Below are 1,410 nucleotides of genomic sequence, written 5' to 3'. Positions count from 1 at the left end.
CAAAGAAGTAGCTTCCGGGTGTGGCGAAGGGGAGGGAAACCCTTGGAAAACAACACTGAATGCCAGGCCATGCCTGGCATTTGTGCGTTTCATTGACACTTGAGGGGCACCGCAGGGAAATTCTCGTCCTTGCGAGAACCGGCTATGTCGTGCTGCGCATCGAGCCTGCGCCCTTGGCTTGTCTCGCCCCTCTCCGCGTCGCTACGGGGCTTCCAGGGGTCGTTTGCGGGAAGGGGCGGAATCCTACGCTAAGGCTTTGGCCAGCGATATTCTCCGGTGAGATTGATGTGTTCCCAGGGGATAGGAGAAGTCGCTTGATATCTAGTATGACGTCTGTCGCACCTGCTTGATCGCGGCCGCGATAGCTAGATCGCGTTGCTCCTCTTCTCCATCCGCGTTCCAAGCTGCGGAAAGGCACCCATAAGCGTACGCCTGGTCGAGCAGGCGACGCGGATCGACGTCCAGCGCACGAGAGAATGCGTCCGCCATCTGTGCAATGCGTCTAGGATCGAGACAAAGGTCGTCTCTGTCAGCCGGATCGTAGAACATATTGGCGGCGCCAAAGCCCACTTCACCGACCAGACCGACGGGATCTATCACCAGCCAGCCGCGACTGGAGAACATGATGTTTTCATGATGCAGATCGCCATGTAGCCCACGCAGTTCCGAGGCATTGCTCATCATTTGATCGGCTATAATCGCCGCGTGGACGTAGTCAGTTTGACAACCTGCGTTTTGATCATCGCGCGCCCGCTGAAACAAAGCTGCAAAGCGATCCCGGATCGGGAGAAGGGCAGAAGGCAGGGGTTCCTCAGATGCGGCATACAGCTTCGCCATTAGTTCCGCTGCAATTTCGGTCGCCTGGTAGTCGCCGTGCTCGGCAACGATGTGAGAGAGCATTCGCTCCCCGGCATATTCGAGCAACATCAGATTGTTCTCACGACCGAGCAACCGGACTGCTCCCCTCCCATTGCGCCATACCAGATAGTCGGCCCCGCGCAGTTCATCAGCAATGTCTTCTATAGGTTTCAATCCCTTGACGATTGCAGGAGTCCCGTCTGGCAATGAAACTTTCCAAACGAGGCTGGAAAAGGTGTCCGCAATGAGAACAGGTTGCGAAACGTGCCAATGAGCAGGAAAAACAGGCGGCATGAAGGGGTCGTCTCAGAAAACGGAAAATAAAGCACGCTAAGGCGTAACTACCCTCGGCTACACCGCGTCGGCACCACGCGGCTCTTTCTCCCCTTGCAGCGAAGCAATCAGCGGGCAAGAAACGTTCCCTTGCCGCGCATGGCAGGCGAACACAAGTTCGGATAGCACGGTTTCCATGCGCGCCAGGTCGGTCATTTTTTCGCGCACGTCCTGAAGCTTGTGCTCGGCCAGGCTGCTGGCTTCCTCGCAGTGGGTGCC

At 57.1% G+C, this 1,410-nt stretch carries 1 protein-coding gene and 1 pseudogene; both read right to left on the bottom strand.

The annotated features are described in order from the left end of the window. Window positions 1-321 precede the first annotated feature (321 nt). Window positions 322-1,152: an APH(6)-I family aminoglycoside O-phosphotransferase gene (locus R7070_RS25235; protein WP_001391758.1), complete on the bottom strand. Its 831-nt coding sequence runs from the start codon at window positions 1,150-1,152 to the stop codon at window positions 322-324. Between the two features lie 57 nt (window positions 1,153-1,209). Continuing rightward, window positions 1,210-1,410: pseudogene (locus R7070_RS25230) on the bottom strand (MerR family transcriptional regulator); the annotation flags it as partial.

This window comes from Vibrio sp. 1557 (assembly GCF_033340175.1).
In the GTDB taxonomy this organism is placed as follows: Bacteria; Pseudomonadota; Gammaproteobacteria; order Enterobacterales; family Vibrionaceae; genus Vibrio; species Vibrio alginolyticus.
This window is presented reverse-complemented; position numbering and strand designations above follow the sequence as displayed.